This is a genomic window from Kribbella sp. NPDC006257 (assembly GCF_040613535.1).
In the GTDB taxonomy this organism is placed as follows: domain Bacteria; phylum Actinomycetota; class Actinomycetes; order Propionibacteriales; family Kribbellaceae; genus Kribbella.
On the sequence record NZ_JBEXSJ010000012.1, the window covers coordinates 119,030 to 144,566 of the forward strand.

General features: G+C 67.4%; 27 protein-coding genes and 1 pseudogene. 8 read left to right on the forward strand and 20 right to left on the reverse strand.

The annotated features are described in order from the left end of the window. From ABZ004_RS17040 to clpS, 4 genes are all read right to left on the reverse strand, one after another. Entirely contained in the window at positions 1 to 279 is a 279-nt protein-coding gene (locus ABZ004_RS17040; RefSeq protein WP_355680808.1) for a MoaD/ThiS family protein, read from the reverse strand. A gap of 1 nt (position 280) precedes the next feature. Further along, on the reverse strand, positions 281 to 730 hold the full coding sequence (locus tag ABZ004_RS17045) for a M67 family metallopeptidase (protein ID WP_355680809.1): 450 nt from the start codon (positions 728 to 730) through the stop codon (positions 281 to 283). A 65-nt stretch (positions 731 to 795) separates the two neighbouring features. Then, complete coding sequence (locus ABZ004_RS17050) at positions 796 to 1,350, reverse strand: DUF2017 domain-containing protein (protein ID WP_355680810.1); 555 nt, start codon at positions 1,348 to 1,350, stop codon at positions 796 to 798. Further along, entirely contained in the window at positions 1,347 to 1,634 is a 288-nt protein-coding gene (gene clpS / locus ABZ004_RS17055; protein WP_355680811.1) for an ATP-dependent Clp protease adapter ClpS, read from the reverse strand. The genes ABZ004_RS17050 and clpS overlap by 4 nt, the downstream gene beginning before the upstream one ends. A gap of 49 nt (positions 1,635 to 1,683) precedes the next feature. Between clpS and ABZ004_RS17060 the strand changes: the two genes are divergently transcribed. Then, positions 1,684 to 3,018, forward strand: a complete 1,335-nt coding sequence (locus ABZ004_RS17060) for a nicotinate phosphoribosyltransferase (RefSeq protein WP_355680812.1) — start codon at positions 1,684 to 1,686, stop codon at positions 3,016 to 3,018. Positions 3,019 to 3,039: 21 nt separating this feature from the next. Then, entirely contained in the window at positions 3,040 to 4,017 is a 978-nt protein-coding gene (locus ABZ004_RS17065) for an aldo/keto reductase (protein ID WP_355680813.1), read from the forward strand. Positions 4,018 to 4,024: 7 nt separating this feature from the next. On the opposite strand, the gene ABZ004_RS17070 is transcribed toward ABZ004_RS17065, so the two are convergent. Next, positions 4,025 to 5,263: a D-arabinono-1,4-lactone oxidase gene (locus ABZ004_RS17070; protein ID WP_355680814.1), complete on the reverse strand. Its 1,239-nt coding sequence runs from the start codon at positions 5,261 to 5,263 to the stop codon at positions 4,025 to 4,027. A gap of 79 nt (positions 5,264 to 5,342) precedes the next feature. On the opposite strand from ABZ004_RS17070, the gene ABZ004_RS17075 reads away from it, so the two are divergent. Beyond that, positions 5,343 to 6,155, forward strand: a complete 813-nt coding sequence (locus ABZ004_RS17075; protein WP_355680815.1) for an inositol monophosphatase family protein — start codon at positions 5,343 to 5,345, stop codon at positions 6,153 to 6,155. Positions 6,156 to 6,182: 27 nt separating this feature from the next. Next, the gene (locus ABZ004_RS17080; protein ID WP_355680816.1) at positions 6,183 to 7,157 is read left to right on the forward strand and encodes a hypothetical protein; all 975 of its coding nucleotides are present in this window, start codon (positions 6,183 to 6,185) and stop codon (positions 7,155 to 7,157) included. Here ABZ004_RS17080 and ABZ004_RS17085 read toward each other — a convergent pair. Further along, positions 7,150 to 9,339, reverse strand: a complete 2,190-nt coding sequence (locus tag ABZ004_RS17085) for an RICIN domain-containing protein (RefSeq protein WP_355680817.1) — start codon at positions 9,337 to 9,339, stop codon at positions 7,150 to 7,152. The two genes, ABZ004_RS17080 and ABZ004_RS17085, sit on opposite strands and share 8 nt — an antisense overlap. 69 nt (positions 9,340 to 9,408) lie before the next feature. Further along, on the reverse strand, positions 9,409 to 10,164 hold the full coding sequence (locus ABZ004_RS17090) for a sulfite exporter TauE/SafE family protein (protein WP_355680818.1): 756 nt from the start codon (positions 10,162 to 10,164) through the stop codon (positions 9,409 to 9,411). Between the two features lie 224 nt (positions 10,165 to 10,388). Here ABZ004_RS17090 and ABZ004_RS17095 point away from each other — a divergent pair, with 224 nt between their 5' ends. Both ABZ004_RS17095 and ABZ004_RS17100 read left to right on the forward strand, forming a co-directional pair. Then, a complete protein-coding gene (locus ABZ004_RS17095; protein WP_355680819.1) occupies positions 10,389 to 10,778 on the forward strand; it encodes a hypothetical protein in 390 nt (129 codons plus the stop codon). Positions 10,779 to 10,840: 62 nt separating this feature from the next. Beyond that, the gene (locus tag ABZ004_RS17100; protein ID WP_355680820.1) at positions 10,841 to 11,419 is read left to right on the forward strand and encodes an isochorismatase family protein; all 579 of its coding nucleotides are present in this window, start codon (positions 10,841 to 10,843) and stop codon (positions 11,417 to 11,419) included. Positions 11,420 to 11,439: 20 nt separating this feature from the next. On the opposite strand, the gene ABZ004_RS17105 is transcribed toward ABZ004_RS17100, so the two are convergent. The 5 genes and pseudogenes from ABZ004_RS17105 to ABZ004_RS17125 all read right to left on the reverse strand — a co-directional run bounded on the left by ABZ004_RS17105 (position 11,440) and on the right by ABZ004_RS17125 (position 15,489). Further along, the gene (locus ABZ004_RS17105; RefSeq protein WP_355680907.1) at positions 11,440 to 11,739 is read right to left on the reverse strand and encodes an AbgT family transporter; all 300 of its coding nucleotides are present in this window, start codon (positions 11,737 to 11,739) and stop codon (positions 11,440 to 11,442) included. Positions 11,740 to 11,821: 82 nt separating this feature from the next. Beyond that, a pseudogene (locus ABZ004_RS17110) lies at positions 11,822 to 12,976 on the reverse strand (AbgT family transporter); the annotation flags it as partial. A gap of 1 nt (position 12,977) precedes the next feature. Then, positions 12,978 to 13,946 carry a PHB depolymerase family esterase gene (locus tag ABZ004_RS17115; protein WP_355680821.1) on the reverse strand — a complete coding sequence of 323 codons (969 nt, stop codon included), beginning with the start codon at positions 13,944 to 13,946 and terminating at the stop codon, positions 12,978 to 12,980. Between the two features lie 92 nt (positions 13,947 to 14,038). Next, positions 14,039 to 14,797, reverse strand: a complete 759-nt coding sequence (locus ABZ004_RS17120; RefSeq protein WP_355680822.1) for a creatininase family protein — start codon at positions 14,795 to 14,797, stop codon at positions 14,039 to 14,041. Further along, the gene (locus ABZ004_RS17125) at positions 14,794 to 15,489 is read right to left on the reverse strand and encodes an FCD domain-containing protein (protein WP_355680823.1); all 696 of its coding nucleotides are present in this window, start codon (positions 15,487 to 15,489) and stop codon (positions 14,794 to 14,796) included. The genes ABZ004_RS17120 and ABZ004_RS17125 overlap by 4 nt, the downstream gene beginning before the upstream one ends. Positions 15,490 to 15,585: 96 nt before the next feature. On the opposite strand from ABZ004_RS17125, the gene ABZ004_RS17130 reads away from it, so the two are divergent. Then, entirely contained in the window at positions 15,586 to 15,783 is a 198-nt protein-coding gene (locus ABZ004_RS17130; RefSeq protein ID WP_355680824.1) for a hypothetical protein, read from the forward strand. 645 nt (positions 15,784 to 16,428) lie between these two features. On the opposite strand, the gene ABZ004_RS17135 is transcribed toward ABZ004_RS17130, so the two are convergent. From ABZ004_RS17135 to ABZ004_RS17145, 3 genes are read right to left on the reverse strand one after another with little or no spacing between them, the layout of a single operon-like run. Beyond that, the gene (locus ABZ004_RS17135) at positions 16,429 to 18,480 is read right to left on the reverse strand and encodes a DUF222 domain-containing protein (RefSeq protein ID WP_355680825.1); all 2,052 of its coding nucleotides are present in this window, start codon (positions 18,478 to 18,480) and stop codon (positions 16,429 to 16,431) included. Between the two features lie 9 nt (positions 18,481 to 18,489). Further along, positions 18,490 to 18,894: a response regulator transcription factor gene (locus ABZ004_RS17140; protein ID WP_355680826.1), complete on the reverse strand. Its 405-nt coding sequence runs from the start codon at positions 18,892 to 18,894 to the stop codon at positions 18,490 to 18,492. Continuing rightward, entirely contained in the window at positions 18,855 to 19,604 is a 750-nt protein-coding gene (locus ABZ004_RS17145) for a histidine kinase (protein ID WP_355680827.1), read from the reverse strand. The genes ABZ004_RS17140 and ABZ004_RS17145 overlap by 40 nt, the downstream gene beginning before the upstream one ends. 243 nt (positions 19,605 to 19,847) lie before the next feature. Between ABZ004_RS17145 and ABZ004_RS17150 the strand changes: the two genes are divergently transcribed. Then, positions 19,848 to 21,275: a M1 family aminopeptidase gene (locus tag ABZ004_RS17150; RefSeq protein ID WP_355680828.1), complete on the forward strand. Its 1,428-nt coding sequence runs from the start codon at positions 19,848 to 19,850 to the stop codon at positions 21,273 to 21,275. On the opposite strand, the gene ABZ004_RS17155 is transcribed toward ABZ004_RS17150, so the two are convergent. Genes ABZ004_RS17155 through wecB form a run of 5 tightly spaced genes read right to left on the reverse strand, consistent with a single transcriptional unit; the run spans position 21,172 to position 25,463 of the window. After that, positions 21,172 to 21,867 (reverse strand): acyltransferase family protein, encoded by a 696-nt coding sequence (locus ABZ004_RS17155; RefSeq protein ID WP_355680829.1) that lies wholly within the window; start codon positions 21,865 to 21,867, stop codon positions 21,172 to 21,174. The genes ABZ004_RS17150 and ABZ004_RS17155 overlap by 104 nt on opposite strands. Next, complete coding sequence (locus ABZ004_RS17160; RefSeq protein ID WP_355680830.1) at positions 21,819 to 22,355, reverse strand: acyltransferase; 537 nt, start codon at positions 22,353 to 22,355, stop codon at positions 21,819 to 21,821. The genes ABZ004_RS17155 and ABZ004_RS17160 overlap by 49 nt, the downstream gene beginning before the upstream one ends. Continuing rightward, the gene (locus ABZ004_RS17165; protein WP_355680831.1) at positions 22,345 to 23,577 is read right to left on the reverse strand and encodes a VCBS repeat-containing protein; all 1,233 of its coding nucleotides are present in this window, start codon (positions 23,575 to 23,577) and stop codon (positions 22,345 to 22,347) included. Before ABZ004_RS17165 ends, ABZ004_RS17160 begins: the two co-directional genes overlap by 11 nt. Positions 23,578 to 23,598: 21 nt before the next feature. After that, positions 23,599 to 24,282: a hypothetical protein gene (locus tag ABZ004_RS17170; RefSeq protein ID WP_355680832.1), complete on the reverse strand. Its 684-nt coding sequence runs from the start codon at positions 24,280 to 24,282 to the stop codon at positions 23,599 to 23,601. Beyond that, positions 24,282 to 25,463 (reverse strand): UDP-N-acetylglucosamine 2-epimerase (non-hydrolyzing), encoded by a 1,182-nt coding sequence (wecB, locus tag ABZ004_RS17175; RefSeq protein WP_355680833.1) that lies wholly within the window; start codon positions 25,461 to 25,463, stop codon positions 24,282 to 24,284. The genes ABZ004_RS17170 and wecB overlap by 1 nt, the downstream gene beginning before the upstream one ends. Between the last annotated feature and the right edge of the window lie 74 nt (positions 25,464 to 25,537).

Genomic DNA, 25,537 nt, shown 5'->3' on the forward strand with positions numbered 1-25,537 from the left:
TCAGCCGCCGGCGACAGCCGGCAGTACGACGACCACGTCGCCGTCCTTCACGCCGGTCTTCAGGCCGCCGGTGAAGCGCACGTCCTCGTCGTTCACGTAGACGTTGACGAACCGGCGCAGCTCCTCCGGCTCCCCCTCGACGATCCGCTCCTTCAGCCCCGGGTGGCTGCCGTCCACGTTGTCGATGAACTCGGCCAGCGTGCTGCCGTCCCCGTTCACCGCTTTCTCGCCGCCTGTGTAGGTGCGCAGAATCGTCGGCACGCGCAACTCGATCGCCATCTCAGTTCTCTCCTGTGTTGTAATCCGCCACGACCTTGACGTCTTCCTCGGTCACTTCGCCGTCGATGATCCGGTACGACCGGAACTCGACCGGCCCGCCGTACGACGGACTGTCCGCGCCGTCCCGGGTGGAGACCAGGACGTAGTGCGCGTTCGGCTCCTGCGCCAGGGCGATGTCGGTTCGCGAAGGGTAGGCCTCGGTGGCCGTGTGCGAGTGGTAGATCACCACCGGTTCCTCGTCCCGCTCGTCCATCTCCTTGTAGAGGGCGAACAGGTCGCCGGAGTCGAACTCGTAGAACGTCGGTGACATCGCCGCGTTCAGCATCGGCACGAACCGCTCCGGCCGGTCCGATCCCTCCGGCCCGGCCACCACGCCACACGCCTCGTCCGGGTGATCCCGCCGGGCATGCGCCACGATCGCGTCGTACGTCGCCGAGTCGATGATGAGCACAACCCCAAGATACGGAGCCGCACGCCCTCACCCCGCCGGCCCGGCCCGCTGTCCACATCCTGGACTTAGCGCATGTTGTGCAGGAGGGCCGACTGGAGGTAGCCGAGCCAGTCGTACAGGTCGTAGGTGAGGCGGCGGGGGTCGTCGTCGGGGAGTTGCTCCCAGACGCCGTAGTCGTCTTCCTTGATGTCGAGCCTGGTGCCGATCGCCAGCCGGAGGTCGTTGAGGGCGCGGAGCCAGGCGAGCTGGTCGTCGGCCTCCAGCGTGATGCCGTCGTCGATCGCGGACGACTCCTCCAGCGCGGCGAGCACCCGCTTGGCGTCACCGGCCTTGGTGTCGCGCAGCCCGCGCTCGGTGAACCGGCGGAACTCCGCCGCCGCGTGGTCGTCCTCCTTGTACGCGTCCGGGAGCAGCCGCTGCAGCACGATGTCCTCCGGCGGCGAGGTCGGCCCGTCGTTGTCGAGCAGGTCGGCGAGCGGGTCGCCGGTGGCGGTCGCGCGCGGCGGCATCCCGTCGTACAGGAGCTCGACCAGGTTGCGCAGCAGGTTGGCCAGGATGTCGGCCTCGTGCTCGGCGAAGCTGATGATCACGGTCTTCTTGCGCTTGCGGAACCTGGTCACGACTTCTCGCAGGTGGCCCACAGGCCGTAGGTGTGCATGGCTTCGACGTCGCGTTCCATCGCCTCGCGGTTGCCGTTGGACACCGCCGACTTGCCCTCCTCGTGGACCTGCATCATCAGCTTCTCCGCCTTGGCCTTGGAGTAGCCGAAGTAGGTCTGGAACACGAACGTGACGTAGTCCATCAGGTTGACCGGGTCGTTCCAGACGATCGTCACCCACGGTGGGCTCAACTCGATCGCCTCGTCGACTTCGGGGCTGTCGAGTTCGCTCGGTGCGGTGGTCACTTACCCATTCTCTCCATCATCGGATCCAGGCCCGCAATAGGCTGACCTCGTGAACGCTACGACAGCCCTGCTGACGGACCACTACGAGCTGACCATGCTGCAGGCCAGCCTGGCCGACGGTACGGCACATCGCCGGTCGGTCTTCGAGCTGTTCGCGCGCCGCCTGCCGGACGGCCGCCGGTACGGCGTGGTGGCCGGCGTGAACCGGCTGCTCGACGCGCTCGAGCGGTTCCGGTTCGACGAGCAGGCGATCGCCTTCCTGCGCGACCGGGCCGTCGTCGACCAGGCTACCTGTGACTGGCTGGCCGATTACCGGTTCAGCGGGGACATCAGCGGGTACGCCGACGGCGAAATCTTCTTCCCCGGCTCACCCGTACTCGTGGTGGAGTCCAGCTTCGCCGAGGCGGTGCTGCTGGAGACGGTCTTCCTGTCGATCCTGAACCACGACTCCGCAGTGGCGTCGGCGGCGTCCCGGATGACCTGGTGGGCCGGCGGCAGGCCGTGTATCGAGATGGGTTCGCGGCGTACCCACGAGGAGTCGGCCGTGGCGGCTGCCCTCGCGGCGTACATCGCGGGCTTCGCCACCACCTCGAACCTGGAGGCGGCCCGGCGGTTCGGGATCCCGAGTGCCGGTACGGCGGCGCACTCGTTCACCTTGTTGCACGACTCCGAGCGGGACGCCTTCGTCTCCCAGGTCGATGCCCTGGGCAAAGGAACGACCCTGCTGATCGACACCTACGACCTTACTGAGGCGGTGAAGACCGCGATCGACATCACCGGGCCGGAGCTCGGCGCAGTACGGCTCGACTCCGGTGACCTGCCGTCGCTGGCCGGTCAGGTGCGCGAGCAGCTCGACGCGCTCGGCGCGACGAAGACCCGGATCATCGTGACCAGCGATCTGGACGAGTACCAGATCGCCGCCCTCGCGCCGGCTTCCGTCGACGGGTACGGCGTGGGCACGTCGCTGGTGACCGGAAGCGGTTACCCGACCTGTGGGTTCGTCTACAAGCTGGTGGCGCGCGAGGACTCGACCGGGGAGATGGCGCCGGTGGCGAAGAAGAGCCCGGACAAGATCTCGATCGGCGGCCGCAAGTACGCCCTGCGCCGGCGGTCCGCCGCCGGGGTCGCCGAGCTCGAACTGATCGGCGTCGGACAGCCGCCGGTCGACGACGGTGACGACCGCGAGCTGCTCAAGCCGCTGGTCGAAGCGGGCAAGATCATCGGCCGGACGACGCCCGCCGAGTCCCAGGCGCACCACCTGAAGGTCCGCGACGAGCTGCCCCGCAGCGCCAGCCAGCTCAGCCGCGGCGAACCGGCCATCCCGACCGAGTACAGCGGCGACCTGGTCGCCCACAACCCGTTCCTGCCGCGGGTCAGTCGATGACGCTCGCCTAGGGTGGGCGGCATGGAAAAGCGGATTCTGGGGCGTACTGGCCGGAGTGTTGGTGTGGTCGGGCTGGGGGCCTGGCAGTTGGGGGCCGACTGGGGCGAGGTGGGCGAGGACGAAGCGCTCGCCGTACTGGGGGCCGCTGTGGCCGGCGGCGTCACCTTCATCGACACCGCGGACGTGTACGGCGACGGCCGGAGCGAGCGGGTCGTCGGGAAGCTGTTGAAGGAGCACGACGGCCTCACGGTGGCGTCCAAGATGGGCCGCCGGGTCGAGCAGAAGACCGAGAACTACACCCTGGACGCGTTCCGGGCCTGGAACGACCGGTCACGGGAGAACCTGGGCGTCGACACGATCGACCTGGTCCAGCTGCACTGCCCGCCGACCGAGGTCTACTCCACCGACGAGGTCTTCGACGCGCTCGACACCCTGGTGGCGGAGAAGCGCATCGCGGCGTACGGCGTGAGCGTGGAGACCTGCGCGGAAGCGCTCACCGCGATCGCCCGGCCGAACGTGGCCAGCGTCCAGATCATCCTCAACGCGTTCCGGCTGAAGCCGCTCGACGAGGTGCTCCCGGCGGCGGCCGAGGCGGGTGTCGGGATCATCGCCCGGGTCCCGCTGGCGAGCGGTCTGCTGTCGGGCAAGTACGACGAGAACACCACGTTCGGCGCCGACGACCACCGCAACTACAACCGCAAGGGCGACGCCTTCGACGTCGGCGAGACCTTCTCCGGCGTCGACTTCGCCACCGGCCTGGAAGCGGTCCGCAGGCTCCGCCCGCTCGTCCCCGAAGGCGCGACGATGGCCCAGTTCGCCCTCCGGTGGATCCTGGACCAGCCCGGCGTCTCGGTCGTCATCCCCGGTGCCCGCAACCCCGAGCAGGTCGCCGGCAACGTCGGTGCGGAGGCGCTGAGCCCCCTCACCGACGAGCAGCTGACCGCCGTACGGGAGATCTACGACGAGCTCATCCGGCCGCAGGTGCACGACCGCTGGTAGCCCGGGCCTAACGCGGCAGGTACTTCTCCAGGTACTCGTTGCGGAACTTGCCCGCGGGGTCGTACTTCGTCGTCAACGCGGCGAAGTCCGGCACCTTCGGGTAGCTGTCCCGCAGTACGCCGGCGTCGGCCGCGAACACCTTGCCCCAATGCGGCCGCGCACCCAGTGGCAGCAGCTTCTCCTCGATCTGTTCGAGGACGGGCCGGACAGCCTCTTCGTCCCGGATCCAGGTGAAGTGCAGCGCGACCGTGTCCCGGCCCTGACTCGGGCTGAGCCACAGCTCGTCCGCGGCGATCGTGCGGATCTCGGAGACCTGGATGAGCGGCGCCATCTGCTTGCCCAGGGCCCGCAATTCCGCGAACGCCTCGGCGGCGCGCTGCCGGGGCACGAAGTACTCCGACTGCAGTTCCTCCCCGTTGCTCGGTGTGAACTCGAGCCGGAAGTGCGGCAGCCGCTCGTTCCACGGACCCCGTACGCCTCCTTGCTGGGTAGCGAAATCGGCCGGCATCGTCTTGATCGGGTGCCGCGGGCCGTCGGCCTGGTGCGCGCCGAGCCAGTCCTGGTCGAAGCTGGTGTCCTTCGATTTCCGCCAGACCATCACGTCGGGATCCACCCAGTCGGTGAAGGCGCTCACCGAGTACGCACTCGAGAACACCTCCTCGAAGTCCGAGCTGAGCCGCTCGACCGGCAGCCCGTCGTACACCACCTGGCTGAGCTCGTACGCCGGCTCCAGGTCGAGCGCGATCCGCACCATCACGCCGAGTGCGCCCAGCGAGATCACCGCGCCGGCGAAGTCGGGGTCCTCCCGGGTCAACGTCTTGAGCTCACCATCTGCTCCGACGAAAGTGAGCCCGGACACCGCTGCCGCCAAGGGCTTGTTCGTGTCGCCGGACCCGTGCGTCCCCGTCGCGCAGGCTCCTGCGACCGAGATGTGCGGCAGCGACCCGAGGTTGTGCAGCGCGAATCCTTTCGCATGCACGCCGGCTGTGACCTCGCCGTACCGCAGGCCGGCCGAGATCGTCACCGTGCTCGCCGCCTCGTCGATCGCCAGCACCTCGGGCAGACCCGCGACCGAGACCAGCCGCCCCTGACTGTCGGCGATCCGGTTGAACGAATGGCCGGTCCCCAGCACCCGCACCTTGTCGCTGTTTGCCACCAGCTCTTGCAACTCGAGAACCGATTGCGGCCTGTCCAGCGTCTTCGCGCCGAACTCGATATTGCCCGCCCAGTTCCGCAGTTCACCCATGTCGGCCGCCTCCGTGACTTGTTCCTGACATGCCCGACCTTAGGGTGATGGCACCAACGCCCACTCTTCAGGGAGACAGATGCCCGCCGCCGACGCCGATCTGACGAGTTACTCGACCGAGTTGCGCGAGGCCGCCGCCGGGGCCGCCCGGCTGGTCGCCGACGACCTGCGCGCCGCCTTCCGCGGCACGATGAACATCGAGTTCAAGCGCGATCAGCACGACCCGGTGACCGAGCACGACCGCCGGGCGGAGGAGGCGATCACGAAGTCGCTCACCGCCCGGATCCCGGACAGCGGCGTGGTCGGCGAGGAGGACGGCGCCCAGCCGGGCAGCGGCTCGGTCACCTGGTACGTCGACCCGATCGACGGTACGGCGAACTTCGCCCGCGGCCTCGCCTTCTGGTGCACCTCGATCGGCGCCGTCGTCGGCGACCGGATCGTGGCCGGCGCGATCCTGGACCCGATGACCGGTGACCTCTTCACCGCGGACCTCTCCGGCGCCTATCTGAACGGCGATCCTCTGCGCTCCACCGGCCGTCGCGCCGAAGCCGAGGCGTTCCTGATCACCGGCTACCCCAGCGCCCGCGACGTCGCGGTCGACGGCCCGGAAGGCCTGGCCCACTTCGGCGAACTCGTCACGGCGTACGGGACGCTGCGTCGGGCCGGCAGCGCCGCCCTCAGCCTGGCGTACGTCGCGGCCGGCTGGGTCGACGCCGCGATGGGCACCGCGGTCAACGCCTGGGACATCTGCGCCGGCCGCCTGATCGTCGAACAAGCCGGCGCCACCTACCAAGGCTTCGGCGCCGAAGGCTGGAACCAGCCCGGCTACGCAGCCCACACCCCGGACCTCGATCCAGTAGCACTCAACACCTTCGTCACAAGCCGCGGTTGATCCGCGGCATGTAGTTAGGCTTGAAGGGTGAGCTTCTCCAGGCCTGGGCCTAAACGGGACGACGCGCTGTCGGCGGTGGTCGGCGGCAAGGGGCTCGATGCCCGGGACGGCCTGGTGCTGGACGACTCCGACTTGGCGGAGCTTGACGAGGAGACGCCCGGTTCTGCTGGGCCGACCGCGTTGCAGCGGTTGCTGATGCACGAGAAGACCCGGTTGGCTGCGCTCGGTGCCGGCGACAAGCGGGTGGCCGACGAGGTGGTGCCCGAGGTGATCAGCGACCTCGAGATGCTGCTTTCCTCCGCCGCATCCGTGGTGCGCGCATCGGATGGCGGACGGCGTACGAGGAAGCAGGTCAAGAAGGCCGCGCCCCGACTTGCCGCTCTGGACGACCTCCCCCTCCCAGACGTCGCGGAGTTCCTCGGCCTTAAGCGCTCTGAGGTCGATGGTGTTCTGACCTCATTGGTCGTAGACCGCGACCAGGTCTTGGTTCATCTTGAGCAGTTGAAGCTCAAGGTGCGCGAGCTCAAGACCAGCCGGGACCACTCGATGCTGAGCGGCCTGGTCGGTTTCGTCGTCAAGGTCTTCCTCCTGATCGCGATCCCCCTCGACACCGAAGACCCGGTGCTGGCCGAAACCATCAGAACCGCCATCCTCGCCCTGGTCGCCATCGCCCTCCGCCAAGCGGTCGAAACGGTCCGCGACTGGTTCGCCGAACGCGAGCCGCTCGCCGTCGCCGAGCGCGCCCGCGAGGACCTCCTCGCCGAGCTGACCCTGGCCAAGAGCCTGACGAAAGCCCCTGCGCACGAAGGCGAACACACCGTACTCCGGTTCCGCCTGCACGTCCGTTGCGCGGCCGCCCGGATCACGTCGATCCCGCTCGACTGGCCCGAGAAGCCCCAGTACTGGCAGCTCCTGGATCAGATCGCCCTGGCCCTCGACCACGACGCCCCGAAAACCCTCGTCCTCATCCGCCGAAAACTCGAGTCAACTCCTGTCAGCTGATGGTCCATTGCTGCAGCGGCGAGTTGGTGTCGGGTTGTTGGGTGACCTTGGCGCCGTCTGCGGTGGAGGCCGTGGTCAGCAGGAGGCCGCTGCTCACCGACTTGAGGGTGTAGTTGCCGGAGGCAAGTTTGGTGGCGGTCCAGCGCTGGTTGGCGCCGGTGCCGCAGGTCCATTGGATGATCGCGGTGCCTGCGGTGGTGGCGCCGCCGTTGACGTCTGCACACAGACCGGACGATCCGTTGGTCAAGGTGTAGGAACCGTCCGACTGCTGGGTGAACGTCCACTTCTGGTTGGTGTCGCCGTGTGCCGTCCAGGTGATCAGTTGAGTGCCGGCCACCGTACTGCGGTCCGGGTCGTCGAGTGCCTTGCCGCCGGTCGAGATGGTGTGGACTCCATTGAGGTTCTGCGGCGCACTGCCGACCTGAGTGAGGGAGAGTGTCTGCTCCGAACCGGTCCTGGTCCCGCCGACTGCGTTGCCGGTCGCGTTGGTCCAGTCGCGGGTCGGCGTGGTTTCGGCAAGACGGGTGGAGTCCGAGGAGAGGCCGAGGACGAGACCGCTGTACCGGTTGACGAAGCGGAACGTTCCGCCGGAACTCTTGATGAGCCACCACTGCTGCCCGACGCTGGATCCGGTGATGGTCACGGTCGGCCTGGTGCCCCACGCGCGACTGCTCGTCGTACCGGAGTCGACGCCGAGTGCCTGGCCGGTCGACGAGTTGAGGATCCGGTAGGAACCGTCGCCGTTGGCAACGAAGTACCAGGCTTCCAGGGCTGATCCGGAGGAGGTGCCGACGGACGTGGTTGCCGTCGTACCGGACTGCTGAGCCAGGATCCGGCCGCCACCGTTGGCGATCCGGTAGGTCTTGGTGAGATCCAGCGGCGCCGCTGCCGGTGCGGTCGAGTCCACAGTGAGATTGACGTACTCACCGGACGCGCCACCGGAGCAACCGAAGGAACAGTACGAGCGGAAGGACTTGCCGATGATCGCCGAGCTGGTCTTGTTCGCGCTGTCGACGAACCAGCGGTACCAGGAGGCCGTCGTGTAGCTGCCGGTGGTGCCGATCTCGTACCACTTCTGCGTGGTCAGGTCGTCGGTGACGTAGAAGTGCTGCGGCTCCTTGCCGTCCTGCCGGACCGCTTGCGGTTCGCCGATGTAGAGCCCGAGGTAGGCGTCGTACGCAACGTCCATCACGAACAGCGGTGAGGTCGGCGAAAGGGTGCCAGCGGCAACTTGCTGGTCCACCGAGCCGGCGCTGGTGGGCTTGTACTCCTTCGCGACCGGCGTGTACCCCGTCGTGTTGCTCGCGTCGACCGGCACCAGGTTGCTCTCGAGACCACCGACGCCGGGCTGCGACCAGGCGCCGTCGTACCACTTCTGCCAGGAGGACGGTGCCATCTTGCCCGACATCTTGGCCCGCGCGACATGCTCGCGGAAGTTCTTCCAGCCGCCGGACTTGTCGATGATCCGCGAGCCGTAATACACGTAGAAGTAGCCCGAAGCGGTGTCTACGAGGAGCCGCTGGTCGCCGTCGCCGTAGGAGTAGGTCTGGTTCGGGAAGCCGGTCGTGTCGTTGCGCTTGGTGCTGTACGGCGAGGTGATGACGTGACTCTTGATCGTCCAGGTCTTGCCCTGATTGGTGGACACCGCGTAGTCGATCGCGTCGTAGTGCAGCCCGTCACCGAAGGGCTGCGGCGTGAACTCGTTGTGCACCAGGCCGTACCAGTCGCCGGTGTCCGGATCGACCCAGACGCCGGCCAGGTCGCAGAAGTTCTTCTGCGAGTAACTCGAACCGCTCGGCGCGAACGTCGACTCCAGCCCGGTCGGACTGTTGTTGCAGCGCCAGGTGGTGTCGTTGTTCTTGTCGTCGGCGTTGTTCGGGTTCACGGCATTGCTGATGGCGCTGGACTTCGTCGCCGTGTCGATGTTCGTGCCGGTGTAGAAGTCCCACTTCCGCGGCTCGGTGGCGCCGTACAGGGCAGCCGACTGCTGGAAGTAGAACGTCCCGTCCTTGTCGACGTAGGCGCCGGGCGGCGTGTCCGTCGGGGTCGTCCAACTGCCCTTGGCGCCGACCGTGACCGTGTACGTCGCGTTCGGCGGCGCCGCCGAGGCTGCCTGCATCCCGCCGCCGAGCAGCCCGAGACCGACCAGCGCGACGACCGCCATCTTGCGTGAAGTTGCCATAGCTTCATGATTTTGAGCACTAATGCGCAGAAGTCAACTGTTCACGACAAAATTCCACACAGTTGAGGGTCAGAACAAGGTGATCGCCGTGACCAGGCCCGCCGCGACGACGAGGATCCGGAGCAGCGTCGGCGGCAGGCGACGGCCGATATGGGCCCCCAGATACCCGCCGAGCAGCGAGCCGGCCGCCAGCAGGCCGGCCACCGTGAAGTCCACGTCGGCGAGGAAGACGAAGATCAGGCCGGCGACGATGTTCGCGACCAGCAGGGCCAGCGTCTTGAGCGCATTGACGATCCGCAGATCCAGATCCAGCCCGACACTGAGCACCGCGATCATCATCACCCCGGCGCCCGCCCCGAAGTACCCGCCGTAGACCCCGGTCAGCGCGGCGAAGAACGTCGTACCGGGCGACAATCCCGTACGCCGTCCGCCGGGCTCGTCGTTGCGGCGGACCCACCGGCCGATCCACGGCTGGACGCCAACCGTCAAGCAGGCAACGATGATCAGCCAGGGGACGGCTGCTTCGAAGACCGCGGACGGCAGGCAGAGCAGCAGGACCGCGCCGACCACCGCGCCCGCAGTACAGGTGATCACGACGAACCATGCCAGCCGGGGCTTCACCCTCAATTCGCGGCGGTAGCCGAAGGCTCCGCTGAGGCTCCCCGCGATCAGGCCGACCGTATTCGACACGTTCGCCACAACAGGCGGCATCCCGAGCGCAAGCAACACCGGAAAACTCACCAGCGACGCCACCCCGACGGTCGAGGTCAGCACCCCAGCGAGAAGCCCGGTGGCAACCACCGCAACCTGCTGCACCCCTGTCACTCACTCACCCTAAGGCCAGAGAAACAACCTCCGTTTCGAGGTGCATTCTCTGAGACAGGCCGCCTCTAACGGATCAGTCGCAGAACCAGGGATCTGCCGGAGATCGCGACCAGGAAGAAGCTCACTCCGTTGTAGGTCATGATCGATCCCTGCGTCGGATTCGGGCCGCTGGTGACTCCGGGAGCCTGGAAACCAGAGTCGCCGTACACGCCGATCGACAGCCCGTGGCCGCGTCGACCGCCTCGATCACCACCGTGGACAGCCCCGTCCGGGTGCTGAGCCGGAACTGGTTGCCGGTCGAGACCAGCACCTCGCAACTCTTCTTCAGGCACCGCGAGGTCTTCCGCCCGTCCTTCGCCGTCATCGGCTGCCCCTTCAAGGGCGGCTTCGGCTTGGGCGTCGCCTTCGCCTTTGTCGGGTTCGCGGTCGGGGTCGGCGTTGGAGTCGGGGTCGGGGTCGGGCTTGCAGTGCTGTTCGTCGGTGTCGAGGACCCGGAGTCGTCTCCGCCGCCGGAGCACCCGGCGAGTCCGACAGCCAACCCCAGGGCCAGGACCATGCAGGCACGCTTCATGCGGTCATCGTGGCTGATCCACGCCGCCGGGGACGCGACCTGACAGCTTCCGGACAGCCGGGCTTGTACCGTGAGGGGCAGGACACCGGCGAAGGAGCGTGTGGGATGGCTCGGGCGTTGATTGTGGTGGATGTGCAGAACGACTTCTGCGAAGGCGGGAGTCTGGCGGTCAGCGGCGGGGCCGACGTGGCGTTCCGCATCGGCACCTTGCTGCACGAGTGGCACGAGGCCGAGCCGGGCGAGCACAGGTACTCCTACGTCGTCGCCACCAGGGATCACCACATCGACCCGGGCGACCACTTCTCCGAGACGCCCGATTTCGTGAACTCCTGGCCGCGGCACTGCGTGGCCGGCACCGACGGCGTCGGTTTCCACCCGAACCTCGACCCGCAGCCGTTCGACGCGATCTTCGACAAGGGCGAGTACGCCGCGGCGTACTCGGGTTTCGAAGGCAAGGCGCAGGACGGCCGCAGCCTGGCCGACTGGCTGCGCGAGCGGGACGTCGCCGAGGTCGACGTCTGCGGGATCGCGACCGACTACTGCGTGCGAGCGACCGCGCTCGATGCGAACGCGGCAGGCTTCCGTACGACGGTGCTGGCCGGGCTCACCGCTGGGGTGGCACCGGCCAGCACGTCGCAGACCCTGGTCGACCTGGCCGCAGCCGGGGTGACCGTCACTACCTGACCGTCACTACCTGACCGTCACTACCTGACCGGCGCACCGGGTCCGAGCGGGATCCCGAGCGCCCACCACGCCAGGAACAACAGCGTCCAGGCGATCGTCATCGCGATCGCGAGCGGCACCGTGTACGACGCGAGCGTGCCGACCCCCGCGTCCTTGCGGTACCGCTGCAGGAACCCGAGCGCCATCACGAAGTACGGACTCATCGGCGTGATCGCGGTGGAGCCCGAGTCGGCGATCCGGAACAGCGCCTGGGTGGTCTCGGCCGGCACGTTCAGCAGCAGCATCATCGGCACCAGGATCGGCGCGGTCAGTGCCCACATCGCCGAACCGCTGGTGACCAGGTATGTTGATCAGCGTCAGCAGCACCAGGATGCCGAGGAAGATCACCACGGTCGGGGCGCCGAGATCGCCGAGTAGCCGGGCGGACTCGGCCGACAGCAGATCACCGATCTTGCTCCAGCTGAAGTACGCCAGGAATTGCGCGATCGCGAAGAACAGCACCAGCACCGGCGCCATCTGTTTGATGCCCTCGGCCATCAGCTTCGGGACGTCGCCGCCCTTCTTGATCGCGCCCACCGTCACGCCGTACGTGATGCCGACCAGGCCGAACAGAACCGCCACCACCATCGCGATGCCGTCCAGGAACGGCGATTCCACGATGCTGCCGTTCTCCCCTCTGAGCGGTGAATCGTGCGGAACCATGACCGCGACGATCGCAACCACCGCTACTCCGAAGACGATCCCGGCCCGGCGCAGCCCGCGACGCTCGTTGTCCTTCAATTGCAGGGCTTCCAGGTCGTCGAGCTCCGCGTCGGCGTCCGGTTCGAGATCCGTCCGCTTGTTCAGCACCAGCCTCGTGACCAGCGTGATCACCAACGCCAGCAGCACCGACGAGGCGATGTTGAAGAACCAGTTCGACAGCGGCGAGATGTAGGCGTCGGGGTTGACGGTCTTCGCCGCGGCCGTGGTGATGCCGGCGAAGATCGCGTCGTTCGGCGTCGGGATCGGGCTGGCGTCGTACCCGGACGCGATCGCCGTGTACGCGACCACGATCCCGAGGATCGGCGACCGCCCGACGGCCCGGAATGCCAACCCACCCAGCGGAACCAGGATGATGTACGCCGCGGCGCTCGCCACGTGGGCCATCGTGCCGGCGAAGGCGACCGCGAAGACCACCATCGAGGTCGGCACCCGGGAGACGCTGACCCGCATCACCGCCTGCAGGAACCCGGTCCGCTCGGCCAGCGCGACGCCCATGATCACCACCACGATGGTGGCCATCGGCGGGAACTCCGCGAAGTTCGAGATCGCTGTCGAGACGGCCATCTGCAGGCCGTCGCCGGACAGCAGGTTCTGCACAGCGACGATCTTGCCGTCCTTCGGCGACACCACCGACACGTCCAGCGCGGCCAGGATCGCGCTGACCACGGCGAGGATCGCGGACAGGATCCAGAACAGCCAGAACGGATGCGGCAATGCGTTCCCGACCCGCTCGATCACCGCCATCCCCCTGACCAGCCGGGGCAGCTCCTGCTTCTCGGTCGCCGTCGCCGTCATCTCAGTGCCTCATCTTGTGCGCTGTGAAGAAGGCACCGATCAGCTCATGCGCCTCGAAAGTCTGCGTGACATATCCAGGGCCGGATGAGCTGTCAGACCCCGGCCAGCTGTGTCCGCCATCAGTGACAGCAACGTGTACTACGTCCGCTCGGCAACCCTTGTAGGTAAAGGTCAGGACGTCGTCGCCCTGCTGAGTCACCTTCGGCTCCGGACTGCAGTGATCTCGCACCGACCAGTCGCGCACCCAGGTCTGCACGCTGGGGAGATCGCGCTCGCCGTCGCCGCCGTACGGGATGGTCGTGTCACCGGTGCCGTGGATGTCGAGCACCGGGACCGGGCGGCTCGGGGCACACCGGGTGCCTTCGATGTAGAACGCACCACTCACCGGTGCGATCGCGGCGAACCTGTCGGCCAGCCGGCAGGCGAGAATGCCGGTGAACCCGGCGCCGTTCGACTTCCCGGTGGCGTAGACCGCGTCGGTGTCGACGCAGTACGAGGCTTCGAGCGAGTCCAGCAGGTCGTTGGTGAACTTCACGTCGTCCACGCCCTTGGCCGCATACGGAGCACCCTGCCAGGCTTGCTTGTCCTCGTCACCGACAACACCGTTGGGGTAGGCAACGATCGCGTTCAGCTTGGAGAGATCCGAGAACGCCTCGGTGAACGCGCCGGTCTTGCCCCGACCGTGGTAGACCACGATCAACTGCGACGCCTTCTTCTTGTCGTACTGCGGGGGCAGGTGCAGCCGGTAGGTCCGGGTCAACCCGCCGCTCACCAGTTCGTAGTCCGCTCCGGTTCCAGGTGCCTGTGCGGTTGCCACCCCACAGCCTTTACTTGAATGACTTACCGGCGCGGCAGTTGCTGGGAGCAACGGAGTGGCGGCTGCGGCGGTCACCAGGCCGGCCGCGGCCATCAGGGCGGCGATCGCTGTGCGCTGCGCCTTGGTCGGGGTTTTCGGGCGTGCGAGGTTCATCAGGGTGCCTCCTCGGGCGGGCGGCCTGCGGGCGGGCAGGCTCGCGCCTGGAACGCATCGGGCAGTTCCAGTGACGGTTCGGTGCAGAGGGGTCAGGCCGAGAGCAGTTCGTCGGCGAAGGCGGCTATCCGGTCGGCGGCGGTCTCCACCAGGAGACGGCCGTCCTCGGCAGTGGCCCGTCGGGGATCTCCCAGGACGCCACGCTTGTGATACACGTCGAACCCGACGGACAGACGCGGACCCTGCGCCTGCCGGGACAATCGGGCCTTCGGAGCTAGCTCGTCGAGCTCGGTCGCCCCGGGCTCGAGGCGCTCGGGATGGACGAGCTCGGGTGCGAGGTAGAGCATCTGCGCGGTCTCGGCCTCGCCGGCATGACCGTGCACCTGGCTGACCTCCATCCCGGCAATCAGGTCCGAGACCAGCGGCGTGATGGGTGTCCACGCGAAGGTGAGCTCGGGTTCCAGCAGGTACTCCTGGGCGAGCACGGACAACGCGGCGTTGTTCCCACCGTGCCCGGTGATGACGAGGAACTGCTTCCAGCCATGCTGGTGCAGGCTGGCGACGACGTCACGTAGTACGGACTGAAAGGTTGCCGGGGACAACGTCACCGTGCCTGGAAACGCCATGTGATGCGGGGAGACGCCGTAGTTGACCGAGGGCGCGATCACCGCACGACCTTCCAGCCGCTCGGCTACCAGCTCGGCGAGACCCTCGGCGCGGACGATGTCGGTGGACATCGCCATCCCGCCGCCGTGCTGCTCCTGAGCGCCGACCGGGATGATCATCAGCGGCGAGGTGCGGACGGCGTCGCGCGCCTGGTCGGTGGTCATCTCTGCCAGCTTGTTGCTCACGGCAACTCCGGAAAGGTCGCGGCCTCGATCGCCTGCCGGATGTGATCGAGATGCTCGCGCGTCAACTGCTCGGCTGCTGCGGCATCACCAGCTTGCACGGCTTCGAAGATCGCGCGGTGCTCCTCGTAGTCCCGCTTGCGGTTGTCGTACAGCTGCCGGATCTGCTGCTGCTCCCTGGTCCGCACCTTCAGCAGGGATGCCAGCAACTCCTCCACCACCGGGTTCCCACTTGCCGCCGCCAACTCCACATGAAAGTTCAACGCAAACGGCTGTCCCCCAGGCGGCGTCAACGCATTCGTCACCGAGGCTTCCAACCGCTCCAGGTTCTCAGGCTGGCGTGCCACCGCAGACTGACGGGCGACGGCCGGCTCGATCAGGAGGCGGGCGCCGATCAACTGCAACACCGACTGTTTGGTGATGGGTGGGCGGTGGGGATTGGCGAGCACGACGTTGTTGATCGTCGGCCCCACATAGGTCCCCGAGCCGTGCCGGAACTCGACCGCACCGGTCGCCTCCAGCTTCCGGAGCGCCTCCCGGATCGTCGGCGTGGTGATCTCGAACCGCTTCGCCAACTCCCGCGCCGACGGAATCGCATCCCCAGGCGCCAGCTTCCGGTCCCGGATGATCCCGAGAATCGCCTCGGTCAACCGATCCGACAGACTCGCCGCCCCGCCCACCACTGAGTAAGTCACGAACTGACTAAATCACTTAGCTGCACCACCGTCAAGAGCCCCGACCCCGCTCTCGGACCGTAGCCAGGTCGTGGCCGACTGTGTTTCCATCGACAGATGGCCGAGGGGGGACCTCGCTTTACCGTGCGCATCGCCGCCGTACTACGGGAGGCGCTGGCCAGGCTCGCCGAGGCAGAGGGACGCGAGAGCTACGTCGCCTTCGAATACCTCCGATCCGCGATGTCCAAGATCGCCAGAGTCGACGCCTTCTACGTCGGACTCCTGCAAGGAACCGGCCGGGTGATCTTTCCCTAGAACTAGGAGTCCCTTCGAGTCCTGGAGGGCCGCGACGCAGATGGTGGTCTGGATCAACTCGTCGGCCAGTTGACGGATCGGTTGAGGCGGCTCAGGGTGCGGATCGAGCAGGTGCTGGCAGATCCTGATGCGGCGTACGACGAACTCACCGTCGTACTCGGCGAGGCTCACAGCACGACTGTCTTGGTGCAGTCCCAGTGTCAGCAAGCGTCGGCGCCGACGCCTCGTCAAACTCACAGGGTCAGGCCTTGGCCTGAGGAGGATTCATGCCAGACGTCACACGAAAGTTCTTCAAAACGGCGTGGATGAGCGCCTGTACCGTCGCTCTAGCTGGGCGCCGCTAGAGCAGGCTGCATTTCCAAAGGTTCCTGAATCACAGTCGACTGCTGGGTGCACGATCTCGTGGGATCGATGGGCGCGTACGCCGGACGAGTGGGCAGTACGCACGAGCGATCTACGACTTCAACTCGCAGCAGACCGGATCCACACCGACACGAATCTGGTCCGCCGCGCCAACCGGCTGGCCAGGTCGCTAGCCAACCTCGACGGTCACCGGGTCAACCGCAAGCGAAACGGTTGCCCCGGTGACCTTCGCCCGCACCCACTAGTCAATAGAGCCAGGCGGACCGGTCTGCCCCACCGCGGTCAGGTGGCGGGTGGTAGGTGGTTGCGCTCGGGCGGCGGGTGTTGATCGGTGGGGTCGGGTGGCTGGTAGATGGTGGCGTTGTTGCGGTAGCTGCGGCCGGTGGGGCTGGTCCAGGTGTAGCTGCCGTCGGGGTTGGGATGGATCTGCCAGCCGCCTTCGTGCTTGAGGCGGTGGTGGTGACGGCACAGGCACCACAGGTTGGCCGCGGTCGTGCGCCCACCGACCGCGAACGGGATCCGATGGTCGAGGTCAGCGAATTCCGCCGGCCGGTTGCAACCCGGGAACTGGCAGGTCCGATCCCGCCACCGGACATACCTGTCCAACGCAGCCGAGGGCGTATAGCGATCGGGATCGCTGGGTGGTGGCTGGTCGGTGATGCGCAGTTCGATCCCGAAGGCGGTGCGGGGGCGGCGGGTGGTTGCGCCGGGGTGCGGGCTGGTGGGGGTGGCGGGGAGGTTCGGTAGGAGGCCTTGGGTGATGGCCTTGATGAGGTGCTTGCGGAGGGTGCTTTGCGGGATGGGGCCGTGGTGGTCGGCTTCTCCGCCGGTTGCTGCTTTGCCGTTGATCAACGCGTTCACCTCGGCAGCGGTCGCGTGGATCACCACCATCGCTTCGGCCCCGATCAATGTCTCGTCCACGAGCTCAGGATCAGGCTCGCCGGTTCCTTCGAAGTCGTCGGCGCGGTCGCCGTCCGAGTGCCCGACCCCCGAGTAGTCCTCGGGCGCCTCATAGCCACAGTCGCCCACCGGCTCCAAACCACGGTCGTCTAGCGGTTCCAAGCCACAGTCGCCGTCCGCCTTGTAGGCATGGTCGCCGTCCGCCTTGTAGGCATGGTCGTCGACCCATTGGTTGCCGCGGTCGTCGTCGAGTTCGTAGGCATGGTTGTCCAGCGGTTCGTGGCTGGTGTCGTAGGGCGGTTCGGTGGGGGCAGGTGCCTGGAGGTCGTAGGGCGGTTCGGTGGCGTTGGGTGGCGTGAGGTCGTGGGGGTCGTCGCTGGAGACGGTGTCAGCGTGGTCATTGCGGCGAAGCGGTTCCTCGGCGGCGGTGCCGGACTGCTCGGTGGTGGCCGGGTAGTTGCCTGGAATGGCCGGTTCGTCGACGACAGAGGCTGGGTTGGTGCGCTTGGCGCGTCGGAGGAGGCGGCTGAGGGCGATGTCGGCGCGGAGTTGGTTGCTGCTGCGGGGGTCGCCGTTGCGGCGGGCGCGAGCGGCTGCCCTCGACAGGCTGGTCATGATCGCGGCAGCATCCACAGCGTCCTGGTCGTGGACCAAGACTGCGCGGCCGTCGCCGTCGGGGATCATCCGCACGGAGCGCTCCTCATGGGCGCGTCGGTGGCGGTTGGTGCTGGCAGCCGGGGACCGGCGGGCGGCTTGGCGTTGGCATTCCTTCTTGAGGTCGGTCAACGGGTGGGTGCGGGCCCAGGCCAACACAGCGGTCTCGGCGGCGCGGAGATCATTGATGTCCTCGAGGACTGAGAGTTCTCCGACGATGGTGAAGGCGGCACGTTCGATCAGCCAGCCCTCGCTCAGCGCGTGCAGGGTGACGGGGAAGTTGTGGACGAGTTCGCAGGAGGTATGGATCCGGGCCGTGGCATGAGGCCTGCGCAGGTTCAGAATCAACGCGAGCTCGTCAGAGACCGACCGCAGATCCCCGGCACCCCAGCGGCGCTCTCCCGGCGCCGCGGGGCGGTCGCCCGGTTCCGGATAGCGGTGGCCGAGATCGGCTGAGTTGCCGTGCAGGGCGTCGTCGAACCCGGCGATGCCTTCGGCTTCCCAGGCGGCTAGCCGGGCCTTGACCCGTTCGATGGCTTCGATCCGATCCGCCCACTCGTCGGCAGACAACGAGGACGTGTTCTGCGCAGCGAGCGCCTCGTACAGTGCGACGCCCTGGCCGGGATCGTCGGCGATGTCATGACGCAGAAGACTCTTTCGCCGCGACCGCCCAGCAGGCTCCCCAGTCGAACCCAGCGGCGCGCGCTCCAATGGCGCGCGGCCTAGCGGCACCGCATGGTGCGGCCCGTCTGTTGGTTCATCGCTCGGAAGCCTGCTCATGAATCGATACTATGTTCGAATACGCTCAGTATCAAATCGACTACAAGACAGCGTCAGGCCAGGCCGGACGGTGGACTCGCTCAGGGAGAGCTTGCGGGCGATCTCGGCGTTGCTGAGGCCCTCGGCGACGGTGATGGCGACTTCGAGTTCGCGTGGGGTCAGGGCGGACAAGGCGGGCGGGACGGTCGGGGCCGGGCGGGTGTCGGTGTAGGCCTTGATGAGGCGGCGGGTGATGCGTGGGGAGAGCATCGCCTCGCCGGCGACGACGGTCTGGACGGCCTCGATCAGGGCGCGAGGGGCGATGTCCTTCAGGAGGAAGCCGCTCGCTCCGGCCTGCAGCGCCTCGTAGACATATTCGTCCAGGTCGAAGGTGGTCAGCACCACGACGGGCGGCGGGTCGGGCAGCGCGGCCACCCGGCGGACGACCTCTCGATCCCGTTCACCCCCGGCATCTGGATATCGGTCAGCACCAGATCCGGCTCGTACTTCGTGACCAGCTCGACTATCCGACCGAGACCGCCTCCCCGGGCGCGTGGTTGGCCGCGTTCGTCAGCGCCTCCTGCACCACCCCGGTACGCCGCTCGCCCGGCCGCGGGTGCGACCTCGGGCACCGGATCAGGCAGCTCCAAGGACACCACTAGTCCGCTGCTCGCGGCCTCGGACACCAACACCGGTACCGCGCCCAGCGACGGAGCCACATGCCCCGGCTCCCCCGGCTGTTCCTCCCGTAGTACCTGAAGAATCTCGCGGAGTTCCGTGAGCGCCGCCGTACTGGTCCGCCGGATCACCTCGGCCACCTGCTCGGTGTGTTCGTCGGGAGCGGTCATCGTCAGCGCCCCCGATTGCAGTGCGATCGCGCTCACCCGATGCGCCACCACGTCGTGCATCTCGCGCGCGATCCGGCGGCGTTCGGCGACCACCACCCGTTCGGCCCGCAGATCGCGCTCCCGCTCGGCCTGCTCGGCACGCTCGCGCAACGCCACCAGCAACGCACGGCGCTGGAAGACCCAGAGGCCCAGCAACATCGGCACGGCGACGAACAGCCCGGAGGTCGCGTGCAGCTCGACCCAACCGACGTTCCGGTGATTGGGTGCCGGCCAGATCGCGATGACGGCGATGCTCACGCGGCTCCGACGAGCTTGTCCTTCAGGAACGGAAGCACGGTCAGCCCGGCGGCGAGCAGGACGTCGACCGCAAGCACCCAGCGCTTGCCGTCCCATCAGGAGAGCCGCATGACACCAACCGTAGAGCCTGCGGCCCCGGACCGCCTCAGACGATAGGCCGAACCCCATCTAACACTTTGGCACTACAGAGGTTCCGCCTGTAGGCGGAGGAAATCCGCAACGCAAAACGGCAGGCTGGTGCGCATGGCAACGAAGACGACGCTCCGGACCGGAAGCTTGCTCGCGGCAACCGTTCTGTTTCTCCCCATCGGCATCCCGGCCGCCGAGGCCGCAGCGCCGAGGCCCGGCGCGAGCACGCTCAACGACCGGCTGTTCCCCGGGCTCGGCAACGGGGGCTACGACGCGCTGAGCTACGACGTCAGCCTCGACTACCGGACCGGCACCACGAAGATGCCCGCGAGCGTCACGATGCGGGCGCGAGCGACCCAGTCGCTGTCGAGCTTCAGTCTCGACTCGGCGGGTCAGCAGATCAGTTTGGTGACCGTCGACGGACGGCCGGCGCAGTACAAACTGGCCAAGGAGAAGCTGACCATCACGCCGGCCCGGCCGCTGTACAAGTACCTGCCGTTCACTGTCCGCGTCGTCTACACCGCCGACCGCTCGCAGAATCCGGTCTCCCCCGGCCTCGACCTGCCGCCGGGCGTCCCCAGCCCGTTCACCGTCTGGAACGAGACCCCGGACGGATTCGGCGTGATGGGCCAGCCGAATCGCGAGCACGTGGTCTTCCCGTCGAACGACCACCCGAGCGACAAAGCGCAGTACACGCTCCGGATCACGGCGCCGAACGACCGGACCGGGGTGGCAAGCGGCCGCCTGCAAGCGAAGTACTGGCATGGCGCCACGACGACCTGGGTCTACCGGACCGCTCACCCGATCAAGACCGATGTCGTTGCCATCGCTGTCGGCAAGTTCCGCACGATCAAACAGACCGGACCCCACGGGCTGCCCCTACGAGCAGTACGGCGTGCTCGGCCTCACCAGCCCGTACGACGGGGTCGCGCTGGAGACGGCCGGGTTGTCCACCTTCGGACTCCCACTCTCGCTGGCCGCGAAGGACGAGGCAGGGACGCTGTTCACGAGATGACCCACCAGTACTTCGGGGACGCCGTCTCCGTCCGCAGCTGGGACGACATGTGGATCAGTGAAGGACATGCCCGGTACTACGAGCGCAAGTACGACGCGTCGCGCGGCTTCACCAACCTCGATCAGGAACCCAAGGATCTCTACGAGGCCGACCAGCAGTCGCGGAGCCAGGCCGGACCGATGGGACAGCTGAACAACCAGCTCGCCGTGCTCTTCGACACCGACGTACCCGGCCAGCTGATGCTGACCGGGCTCGACACCCTCGTCGGCGATCCCACCTTCCGCAGGATCGAGCAGACCTTCTTCGACCGTTATCGCGACCGCGACGCCAGTACGCAGGACTACATCGACGTCGCGAACGAGGTCAGCGGGCGCGACCTCACGCAGTACTTCCGCGCCTGGATCTACGGCAAGACCACACCGCCTATGCCTGAGCGGCGACCCGGGTGCGGGGTCTGGCGAAGCGGCGCATCATCGGGCGTTCCACCAGGGCGTGTAGTCCCCAGCCTGCGAGCAGAGTCGCTATGAACAAGGCGATTGCGACCAGGACGGCGACCGGCGTACTGAAGGGATCGGCTCCGAACAGGGTGCGGCCGTAGAAGATGACCACGCCCTGGCAGATGTAGAAGCCGAACGAGATCTCCCCGAGCCAGCGCCAGGTCTTGTTGTTCACGCCGGTGCGTTCACCGCGGATGTCGGCGGTGGCGAAGGCACCGATGACCAGCACGATCGGCAGGATCGACGCCACCGAGAAGCCATAGACGAACGGGGCCTTCAGGGCAACGACATAGCCGAGGACGATCGCCGGGATCGACCAGCGGATGTCGATCCGGGGGAACCGGCCGGCCATCACCGCGCGGGCGACGAGCATGCCGACGACGAACTCGAACAGCCGCGGCACCGGGAAGATGTAACCGAACCAGAACTGCGTCACCGAGATCGGCGTGATCGGGGACTTCGGCGAGTCGGAGACCAGGTACTGCGTGACGAGCTGGACACCGACCATACCGACCACCATCACGCCGGTCCACAGCCACAGCCGGTTGGCCGCGATCCGCTTGATCGGCTTGATCAGGAAGGGAACGACAGGTAGAAGAGCAGTTCGCTGCAGAGCGTCCACGACGGCGGGTTGACGCTGACGTAGACATCGCCCTGCGGGAACATCGAGTGCAGCAGGAAGATGTTCGGGATCCAGGCACCCGGCCGGGTGGTCGCACCGGCGAAGAGGAGCATCGCCGCTGCGAACATGACCAGGTGGTTGGGGAAGATCTTCAGCAACCGGCGCCGGTAGAACGGCAGCGCGCCCTCGCCCGGCGTCGCGGACCAGGTGATCACGAAGCCGCTCAGCACGAAGAAGAACGAGACGCCGAGGTAACCGGCCTTGCTGAACAGGGTCTCCAGGAACGACGCGAGCCGCTCGTCGGCGAACGGGTTCACCGGGCTGTTCGGCGGCACCGGCGAGTTCGACAGCGTGAGATGGAAGAAGAACACCAGGAGGGCGGCGAGAAAGCGCAACCCGGTGAGCGAATGAAGCGGTGGTCGTTTGGTGGACGCCGCGGCCGGGGCGGTGGTCGCGGCGGTTTCGGAAGGAGCGGTTTCAGCTGACATCGTCGGCCGCCTGAGGGGTTCCGTTGCGGTAGACCATGACCTTGGCGTCCTTGGCGACGTAGTAGTTCTGTACGGAGTACGCGATGGTCGCGAAGTCGAGCCGGCCGTCGCCGTTGAAGTCCGCGGTCGCGATCCGGGCCACCGACTCGTCGGCCACCCGCCACTTCGCCCAGATACCGCGCGCCGCGTCGATCGCCTTGTAGTACATGACGCCCTGCCACGGCCACGGTCCACGCAGCGCGACCAGGAACTCGTCGTCCCCGTCACCGTCGAAGTCCGCGCAGACGATCTGATGGCCAGGCCCTTCACCGTTCTCGTTCGGGTCGCCGTACACGTCGAGCAAGGTCCGCTGCCAGACCCCGTCGGCGTCCTTCACATAGACCCCGACGGTGTTGCCGTGGAAGGGCTCGATCGCCGCCACGTAGGCGAACGGCTGGCCACCGAGACCACCCGCATCGAGATCCCCGCTCCCACGGAACCCGGTCTCCTCGAACTGGGTCAACTCACCGGTCCCGATCAGCTCCTTGCGCCACGCCCCCTGCGCTTCGTCGTACCAGAGCCACGTCACGCCTTCGTCCGACGCCAGCAGTACGGACTCCAATTCGGACCCGGGGATCAGACCCTTCCGCTTTTCCGCACCATGGATCATCCGGAACGACGTGTCGTCGATGATCGTCTTGTCCCACTCAGCGGCACCGAACACATCATCAGGCTGAGTGAACAGCACAACAGGCAGTACTGCGTGGACGTCGGCCTTCGCCACGATCGGCAGACCGATCACCTCGAGCCGCTCGGTCTGGGTGAAGTGGCCGACCCGGAGCCGGTGCATCCCGGTCGCCCGGCCGATGTAGTGCTTCTTCCAACGCTCGTCGGACTTGCCGGCGTCGCCGGGGTTCTCGATCCAGTCGATCTTGCCGCCGACCTCGTCCGGGTCGTGGATCGTCCCGATCGGTCCGTACAGCTCGTAGCAGACGACGACGTCGGGGTGTCCGTTGCCGCTGATGTCGGCGAAGTCGGCGCCGACCGGCATCCGGTAGCCGTCGGTGATCAGCTTGCGCGGCCAGCCGGGCTCGTTGGCGTACCAGTAGATCTCGCCGAGGCGCAGGCCGTAGCCGAACAGGTCGGGGCTGCCGTCGCCGGTGATGTCCGGCGCCTCCAGCCAGTAGCCGTCGCGCAGTTGCCCGGCGACGATCTCGGCGGTGAATCGGGGCGGTGTCACCATGATCAAAACTCCTTCAGACAATCAGACAGCGTGGAATTCGACGGCGAGCCAGACACAGTCCGAATCGGCCCGGTACTGGTGCCACGGGTAGGCGAAACCTCCGCCCGGAACGCTGCGGCAGAACGGCACCGGCGGCGTGTGGCCGGGGCTCATCCGCAGGTCCTCGTACAAGGTGGCGTGGTCGCGCTCCTTGAACTTCTGCATCCGCCCGTAGCCGTGCAGCTGTGAGTGGATCTCGATGAAGTCGTGCTCGTTGTGGATCGCGCAGTCGGTCCCGGCCGGCGCGAACCACAGGTTCACCGAGAGCCGGAACGGCGCTACGCCGGTGGCGACGGAGCCCAGGGCGAGGCCCTGGTCGAGTTCGACGATCCCGAGATCCTCCAGCGGACCCCGGTAAAGCAACGTGTCCCGCGGGAATCCGGGCAGCAGATCGGCGAACAGGTGCCAGCCCGGCTCGTGCGCGATCGCGGAGATGTTGTCCTCGGCAAGGATCTCGAAGACCAGCACCGAGTCACCGCTCTCGACCCGGGTGTCGCGCAGCACGGTGGAGGAGAAGGCGGGGATGTAGCGGACCGGGTCCTCCCCCACCCAGACCGGGGTCAGCCCGGGATTCACCACGATCGAGCGCTCCGGAATCGGGTGGTCCTTCGGCTGTTCGACGTACGACGCCTCGACGAACCGGTTCGACAACGCGAGCCGGGTCATCAGGCCACCGACCTGATGGGCTCCGGCGCGGCCAGGATCCGGTGGCCCGGGACGAACGGCAGCACGGCCGGGCCGTCGCCGAAGAAATGGGCGAGCGCGCCGACCACGCGATCGGTCGCCTTGCCGTCGCCGTACGGGTTGGCCGCGGTGGACATCCGGGTGTAGCGGTCCTGGTCGTGCAGCAGGCCGCGGACCTCGGCGGTGATCCGTTCGCGGGTACGGCCCACCAACCGCGCAGTACCGGCGGCTACTGCTTCGGGGCGTTCGGTGATGTCGCGGAGTACGAGCGTGGGCTTGCCGAGCGCGGGGCCTTCTTCCTCGGCGCCGCTGCTGTCGGACAGGATGATGTCGCTGCGCAGCATCAGCCGGCAGAACGACACGTACGGCAGCGGGTCGACGATATCGACGGTCGGCAGCCCGTCGATCTCGGCCAGCATCGCCTTGCGGACCACGGGATTGCGGTGCAGCGGTACGACGACGCGCACGTTCTCCGTCGTCGCGATCTCGCGGATCGCGGCGCCGATCTCGTCCAGCTTGCTCCAGGACTCACGCCGGTGGGCGGAGGCCAGGATCACCCGGCGCGGGTCCTCGTCCAGGTCCTCCAGCGACGGGTGACCGTAGTCGACCGCCTGGCCACTGGCCCAGCGCAGCGCGTCGATCACCGTGTTGCCGGTGACAACGATCTTGGACTCGTTGATGCCTTCGCGGATCAGGTTGGCGTAGTTGCCGGGCGTCGGCGCGAGGTGCAGTTCGCTGATCTGCGCGACCAGCCGGCGGTTCGCCTCCTCCGGGAAGGGCGAGTAGAGGTTGCCGCTGCGCAACCCCGCCTCGATGTGCACGACCGGGATCTGGTGGTGGAAACCGGCCAGACCGCCGGCCAAGGTGGTGGCGGTGTCACCGTGCACCATCACCGCTTCCACGCCGGCGTCGCTCAACGGACCCGCGAGTCCGCTGAGCGCCCGATGGGTGACCTGGGACAGCGTCTGTTTGTCGGTCATCACCCCGAGATCGACGTCGGCCTTGAGCCCGAACGCGGCGAGCGTCTCGTCGAGCATCTGGCGGTGCTGACCGGTGGAGAGCACCAGCGGTTCGTACCGCGGGTCGTCCTGCAGCGCCCGGATCACGGGCGCGCACTTGATCGCCTCGGGGCGGGTCCCGAGGACGACGGCTACCTTGCGCATGATTCTTCCTGGTTCCGGCCGTGCGGGATCGCCGCGCGGCCTCGGTCGGGAGGGCGGGTGTGGTTATCGAAGCG